Annotated in this window: 4 protein-coding genes; 1 reads left to right on the top strand and 3 read right to left on the bottom strand. The window is 72.0% G+C overall.

The genetic code is table 11. The features are described from left to right. Nucleotides 1–234 precede the first annotated feature (234 nt). Complete coding sequence (locus RM704_RS35165; protein WP_033527935.1) at nucleotides 235–978, top strand: IclR family transcriptional regulator; 744 nt, start codon at nucleotides 235–237, stop codon at nucleotides 976–978. Nucleotides 979–1,039: 61 nt separating this feature from the next. Here the strand turns inward: RM704_RS35165 and RM704_RS35160 are convergent, their stop codons facing one another. Genes RM704_RS35160 through RM704_RS35150 form a run of 3 tightly spaced genes read right to left on the bottom strand, consistent with a single transcriptional unit; the run spans nucleotide 1,040 to nucleotide 6,626 of the window. Beyond that, the gene (locus RM704_RS35160; RefSeq protein WP_033527827.1) at nucleotides 1,040–2,479 is read right to left on the bottom strand and encodes an NAD-dependent succinate-semialdehyde dehydrogenase; all 1,440 of its coding nucleotides are present in this window, start codon (nucleotides 2,477–2,479) and stop codon (nucleotides 1,040–1,042) included. Then, nucleotides 2,476–5,361: an FAD-binding and (Fe-S)-binding domain-containing protein gene (locus RM704_RS35155; RefSeq protein WP_033527936.1), complete on the bottom strand. Its 2,886-nt coding sequence runs from the start codon at nucleotides 5,359–5,361 to the stop codon at nucleotides 2,476–2,478. The genes RM704_RS35160 and RM704_RS35155 overlap by 4 nt, the downstream gene beginning before the upstream one ends. Further along, nucleotides 5,358–6,626, bottom strand: a complete 1,269-nt coding sequence (locus RM704_RS35150; protein WP_033527937.1) for an aspartate aminotransferase family protein — start codon at nucleotides 6,624–6,626, stop codon at nucleotides 5,358–5,360. The genes RM704_RS35155 and RM704_RS35150 overlap by 4 nt, the downstream gene beginning before the upstream one ends. Nucleotides 6,627–6,842 lie beyond the last annotated feature (216 nt).

Genomic DNA, 6,842 nt, shown 5'->3' with positions numbered 1-6,842 from the left:
CGCAGGCTTCCAAGCGTGCGAGCCGCCCCTCTCCGCATGTCAGGGCAGCCGTCGCGACGGGGGCAGAGGCGCTCCCGGCGCTCATCGCCGGGAAGGCCATCGGGGCCTCATTCCACCCCATGCCGCATCGTGGAACACCATGCTAAAATGCGGCATGAATCGTGCCCACGGCTCCGGGGAGGGAGTCAGAGGTGAGCGACGAAGCCACGCGACTGATGGGGGCCCCGGATGGAGATGAAGAGCGTCATCAGGTCACTGCGCATCCTGGAGGCGGTCGCCCGGCACCAGCCGGTCACCGTCGGGGAGTTGACGAAACTCTTCGGACTGCCGAAGTCGACGGTTCAGCGCACCCTGGTCACCCTCAACGAGGCGGGCTGGCTGCGGGCCCACCGCAAGGACACCACCCGCTGGGAGATCGGCGCCCGGGTACTGGCCGTACGGCCCGCAGCCCTGCAGGGTTCCAGCCTGTTCGCCGCCGCCCGCGAACCCATGATCCACCTCCGCGACACGGTCAACGAGACCATCCACCTCTCGGTGCCCGACGCACTGCACAGCATGGTCGTCGTCGACCGCGTCGACTGCGACCATCCCGTACGGACCTTCCACACCATCGGCGACACCTCACCCCTGCACGCCACGGCCACCGGGCACGCGATCCTCGCCCATCTCCCGCGTCCCGAGGTCGACGAGTTCGCCACGGGCACGTTCGAGGGGTACGGCGAGGAGACCATCACCGACCCCGAGGAACTGCGCACGGAACTCCAGCGGGTCAGGGAGCGCGGCTACGCCGTCAACCACAACCAGTACCTCCAGGGGATCTGCGCCATCGCCGCACCCGTCCTGGACGGTGACGGCGTCCCACTGGCAGCCGTGGCCGTCTCCCTGCCTGATTCACGCTTCGAGCCCGGTCGGCTCGCGGAGCTGGGGCGACTGGTCACCGAGACGGCGGCGGAGATCACCGCGCGCCACCTGCGCTGAGGGCGCCTTCGGCCCGGCCCGCGCGGTGCGCGAGGAAGCGTATGTCAGGGCAGGACCGCCGTCATCGCACAGGCACCGCGAGGTACTGGTACTCCAGGAACTCGTCGAGACCGACGCGGCCGCCCTCGCGGCCGAGCCCGGACTGCTTGACACCGCCGAAGGGGGCGGCCGGGTTGGAGACGAGGCCGGTGTTGACGCCGACCATGCCGACCTCCAGACGCTCGCTGACCCGCAGGGCGCGGTCCAGGCCCTCGGTGAAGACGTAGCCGACGAGGCCCCAGGGGGTGTCGTTGGCCCGGCGGATCACCTCGTCCTCGTCGTCGAAGGTGAGGATCGCCGCGACCGGGCCGAAGATCTCCGTGTCCATCAGGCGGCTGTCGGAGGCGACATCCGTGAGTACGGTCGGCGGGTAGAAGCAGCCCGGACCTTCGGGCGTACGGCCGCCGACGAGCACCCGGGCGCCGCGCTCCACCGCGTCGGCCACCAGTTCCTCGACCTTGGCCCGTCCGGTCCGGTCGATCAGCGGGCCGACGTCGACGCCGTCCCGGGTGCCGGGGCCCACGACCAGCGCGCCCATGCGCTCGGCCAGGCGACGCCCGAACTCCTCCGCCACGGAGGAGTGGACGAAGAACCGGTTGGCGGCGGTGCAGGCCTCGCCCATGTTGCGCATCTTGGCGACCATCGCGCCGTCGACCGCCTTGTCCAGATCGGCGTCCTCGAAGACGACGAACGGCGCGTTGCCGCCCAGCTCCATCGACGTCCGCACGACCGCCTCCGCGCTCTGGGCGAGCAGCAGGCGTCCGACGCCCGTGGAGCCGGTGAAGGAGAGCTTGCGAATCCTCCCGCCGCGCAGGAGCGGTTCGCACACCTCCCCCGCACGGGAGGTGGTGACGACGCTGAGCACGCCGTCCGGCAGCCCGGCCTCCTTGAGGATCGCGGCGAGAGCCAGACTGGACAGAGGGGTCTGCGGGGCCGGCTTGAGGATCATCGTGCAGCCGGCGGCGATCGCCGGGCCGATCTTGCGGGTGCCCATGGCCAGCGGGAAGTTCCACGGGGTGATCAGCAGACAGGGGCCGACCGGGCGGCGGGAGAGCAGCATACGGTTGCGGCCGTCGGGCAGGACACCGTGACCGCCGTCGATGCGCACGGCCTCCTCGGAGAACCAGCGGAAGAACTCGGCCGCGTACGCCACCTCTCCCCTGGCCTCGGCCAGCGGCTTGCCCATCTCGGCCGTCATCAGGTGGGCCAACTCGTCGGTGCGCTCGACGATGATCTCGTACGCCCGGCGCAGGATCTCGCTGCGCACCCGGGGCGCCGTACGGGCCCACTCCTCCTGCGCCTGGACGGCGGCCTCCTCGGCGCGCTGGGCGTCCTTGGCGCCCGCGTCGGCGACGTGCGCGATGATCTCACCGGTCGCGGGGTCGTCGACGGGCATGGTGGCGCCGTCCGCGGCGTCCGCCCAGTCCCCGCCGATGAACAACTGCGTGGGTGTGTCGGTCATGACGTCTCTCCTGGTTGAACGGTTCGATCGGCGGCAGGGTCGAGGAGTTCCGCGAGGTGCAGGGCGCGGATGCCCCGGTCACCGGCGAGGTGGTCGATCTGGGTGGCGCAGCTGAAGCCGTCCGCGACGACGACGGTCGGCGTGTCTCCTTCGATGGCGGAGATGCCGTCGAGGCGTGGCTTCAGGGCCAGGTCGGCGACGGCCATCGAGGTGTCGTAGTGCTGGGCCTCGAAGCCGAAGTTCCCGGCGAGTCCACAGCAGCCCTCGGCCTCGTCGACCTTGACCACGCCCCATCGGCGCAGCAGGTCGGTGGGGCGGCTGCCCTTGAAGGTGGCGTACTCGTGGCAGTGGGTCTGCAGGACGACATCGGCCGGCAGCTCGGGGGGCGTCCAGTCGGGGGCGGCCAGGTCGGTCAGGGCGCCGGTGAAGGTGTGGACGCGCTCCGCGACCCGACGGGCGGCGTCCGTGCCGAGGAGCTCGGGCACGTCGCGTTTGAGTGCGGCGGCGCAGCTGGGTTCGGCCACGATGATGGGCCGCTCGTCACCGTTGTCGAGGTGGGCGACCGTACGAGCCATGACGCGGCGGGCGACGGACAGCTGGCCGGTGCTGACCCAGGTCAGGCCGCAGCACAGGCCGTCCTCCGCCGTGCAGGGGATTCCCGCGTCGGCGAGGACGCGGCTCGCGGCGCCCGCCACCTCGGGGCGGAAGGCACGGGTGAAGCTGTCGACGAAGAGCAGCGCCTTCGCCGGTTCGCCGGTCCTCGCCCCGCGCAGGGCCCGGCGAAGCGCGTGCCGGGAGGCGAAGGCCGGGATCCGGCGCTTCGTGGTCACCCCTCCCAGCCGGGCGAGCAGCTTGCCGACCGGTCCGCGCAGCAGCGCGTTGAGGGGGCGGGCGGCGCATCCGGCCAGGGCCGAGGTCAGCGGCAGCCAGCCCAGCGAGTAGTGGGAGCGAGGCCGGATCCTCCCCTTGTAGTGCTGGTGCAGGAACTCCGCCTTGTACGTGGCCATGTCGACGCCGACCGGGCAGTCACTGGAGCACGCCTTGCAGGACAGGCACAGATCGAGGGCGTCCCGTACCTCCGCCGAGCGCCAGCCGTCCTGAACGATGTCGCCCCGCACCATCTCCTGAAGGAGTCGGGCACGGCCCCGGGTGGAGTCGGTCTCCTCCCCGGTGGCCCGGTAGCTCGGACACATCACACCGCCCGCGTCGCTGCGGCAGCGGCCCACGCCGACGCAGCGGCGTACCGCGCCCGCGAAGCCGTCCTCGTCATGCGGGAAGGAGAACTCCGTCGCCAAAGGCTGGATCTGGTGCAGCGCGAGATCGGCGTCGAGCGGGGCCGGGGCCACGATCACGCCCGGGTTGAGCAGCCTGTCGGGGTCGAATACGTCCTTGAAAGCGGTGAAGGCCCGGATCATGCGGTGGCTGTACATGACCTCCAGCAGCTCACCGCGCGCCCGCCCGTCGCCGTGCTCGCCGGACAGGGTCCCGCCGTGCGCGACGACCAGTTCGGCCGCCTCGTGCAGGAAGCGGCGGGCGGCAGCGCGGCCCACGTCCGTCGCGAGGTCGAAGTCGATGCGCACGTGGACGCACCCCGCGCCGAAGTGCCCGTACATCACGCCGGTGAGTACATGGGAGGCGAGCAGCTTGCGGAAGTCCCGCAGATAGCCGGCGAGGTTCTCGGGCGCGACCGCCGAGTCCTCCCAGCCGGGCCAGGACTCCCCACCGTCGACGAGGCGGGCGGCCAGGCCGGCCCCGTCTTCGCGGACGCGCCACAAGGAGCGCCGTTCGGCCACGCTCTCCACGACCCGCCCGCCGGTCATCCGGCCCTGTGCCTTGAGCACGTCGAGGAGCTGCGCCGCGCGGGTGTTGACCGTGGCCTCGTCGTCGCCGTCGAGTTCGACGTACAGCCACGCCCGCCCTTCGGGCAGTCCGGTCACGGAGTCCGGGCCGCGGCGGGCGCGCATGGTGGCGACGATCGCCTCGTCCATGCCCTCCACGGCGGTGGGGTTCCAGCGCAGGATCTCCGGCACGTCCTCGGCCGCGTCGACGACATCGTCGTAGCCGAGGGTGAGAAGCGTGGAAGCCTGTGCGGTCGCCACCAAGCGGACCGTCGCGGCGGTGACGACCGCACAGGAGCCCTCGGTGCCGACCAGGGCGCGGGCCATGTCGAAGCCGTGCTCGGGCAGCAGGTGGTGCAGCTGATAGCCGGAGACCTGACGGGGAATGCGGCCCAGCTCGGTACGGATCGGCGCCAGGTTGTCCGCGATCAGACGGCGTACGTCCGCCTCGAGACGGGCGACGGGTCCGGCGTCCCGCGGATCCACCGCGTGCAGTCCGGTGCGGTCGGCGACGGCGCGCACGCCGTCGGCCGTCACGATCTCCAGCGCCTCGATGTGCGAGCTGGTACGCCCGTGCCGCACGGACCGGTTGCCGCACGCGTCGTTGCCGATCATGCCGCCGAGCGTGCAGCGACTGTGCGAGGACGGGTCGGGGCCGAAGGAGAGCCCGTGCAGGGCGGTCGCGCTCTGCAGCGCGTCGAGGACGACTCCGGCCTCGACACGCGCGGTCCCGCTCGCCGGGTCGATGTCCAGGATCCGGTTCATGTACCGGGAGAAGTCCAGGACGACGCCCGGCCCGACCGCGTTGCCGGCCATGCTGGTCCCGCCGCCGCGCGCGGTGACGGGGACGCCCGTCTCCTTGCAGGCCCGCAACACCGCGACCACGTCGTCGGCGCTGCGGGGGAAGGCCACAGCCTGCGGGGGGACACGGTAGTTGGAGGCGTCGTAGGCGTACTGGCCGAGGGCGCTCTGGCCGGACTCCACCCGCAGGCCGGGAGCCGTCTCGGTGAGGCGGTCGGTCAACCGCGCCACGCTGTCGCTCATCGCGGCGATGCTCCTGAGGTACCGGCTTCCACCGCGGTCGCCCACGCCTGGAGGCCCTCGTCCACGGCCGTCTCGTCGATGACGAGCGCCGGGATCATGCGTACGACCTGGTTCCATGCGCCGCACAGCAGCAGGAGCAGGCCCTCGTCGATGGCGGCGCGCTGCACGCGGGCGGCGGTCTCGGGGTCGGGGCTGCCGTCCTCGGTGACGAACTCGGTGGCCAGCATCAGCCCGAGGCCGCGCACGTCGCCGATGCCCGGCGTCCGGTCGGCCACCGCCTCCAGGCCGTGCCGCAGCCTCTTGCCCATGGCCTCGGCGTTCTCGACGAGCCTCTCGTCGCGTACGACGTCGAGGGTGGCGACGGCCGCCGCGCAGGCCACGGCGTTGGCACCGTACGTGCCGCCCTGCGAGCCCGGCCACGCCTTGGCCATCAGTTCCTCGGAGGCGGCGATGCCGGACAGCGGGAAGCCGCTGGCCAGGCCCTTGGCCGTGACGAGGATGTCCGGGGTGACGCCGAAGTGGTCGTGGCCCCAGAAGCGGCCGGTGCGGCCGACGCCGGTCTGCACCTCGTCCAGGATGAGGAGGAAACCGTGGCGGTCCGCGCGCTCCCGCAGACCCTCCATGAAGGCGCGGGTGGCGGGCACATAGCCGCCCTCGCCGAGCACCGGCTCGACGATGACGGCGGCCGTGTCGGCGGGCGAGGAGATCGTCTGGAGGGTGTAGTCGAGCTCCCGCAGGGCGAAGCGGGTGGCCGTCTCCTCGTCCCAGCCGTAGCGGTAGGCCGACGGGAACGGCGTGACGACCACACCGCTCATCAGCGGGGAGAAGCCGGACCGGAAGCGGGTGCCGGAGGTGGTCATGGAGGCGGCGGCCACCGTACGACCGTGGAAGCCGCCGTGGCAGACGATGACGTTCGGCCGGCCGGTGGCCTGGCGGGCGAGGCGCAGCCCGGCTTCGACGGCCTCGCTGCCGGAGTTGGTGAAGAACAGGCTGTCCAGGCCGGCCGGCAGCACCTCGCCGAGCTTGTCGACGAGGCGACGCAGGGGCTGGTGCATGACCGTCGTGTACTGGCCGTGGATCAGCGTGCCGATCTGCTCCTGCGCCGCCGCCACGACCCTGGGGTGGCAGTGGCCGGTGCTGGTGACGCCGATACCGGCGGTGAAGTCGAGGTAGCGGCGGCCGTCCTCACCGTGGAGATGGACGCCCTCGCCCCGGACCGCCACCACTGGCGTGGCCTGGCGAAGGTGCGGCGACAGTGCGGTCATGTTCGTCTCCCGGCCTCGGTGTTCGGTCTGCTGCGGTATCCCGAGCATCTCCGCCGCCCGGCGGCGAGCCAACGCGCGATCTGTCCGGTACGGGCCCGCTGTTCGGACGTTCTGTCAAGCACGGGCCGGACATGCGGCGCTCGCTGCCTCACCCACCGAGCCAGGACCGCCCTTGCGCGGGTCAGCGAGGCTTGTCACAGTGACCGGGCACTCCCC

Source organism: Streptomyces gottesmaniae, from assembly GCF_031845845.1.
Classification (GTDB): Bacteria; Actinomycetota; Actinomycetes; order Streptomycetales; family Streptomycetaceae; genus Streptomyces; species Streptomyces akebiae.
The sequence above is the reverse complement of the archived record's forward strand: the minus strand, read 5'-3'. Positions and strand labels throughout refer to the sequence as shown.

Excerpts from the sequence above, each read along its gene's own strand:
- RM704_RS35165 (WP_033527935.1), top strand. The coding sequence starts at position 235 with ATGAAGAGCGTCATCAGGTCACTGCGCATCCTGGAGGCGGTCGCCCGG.
- RM704_RS35160 (WP_033527827.1), bottom strand. The coding sequence starts at position 2,479 with ATGACCGACACACCCACGCAGTTGTTCATCGGCGGGGACTGGGCGGAC.
- RM704_RS35155 (WP_033527936.1), bottom strand. The coding sequence starts at position 5,361 with ATGAGCGACAGCGTGGCGCGGTTGACCGACCGCCTCACCGAGACGGCT.
- RM704_RS35150 (WP_033527937.1), bottom strand. The coding sequence starts at position 6,626 with ATGACCGCACTGTCGCCGCACCTTCGCCAGGCCACGCCAGTGGTGGCG.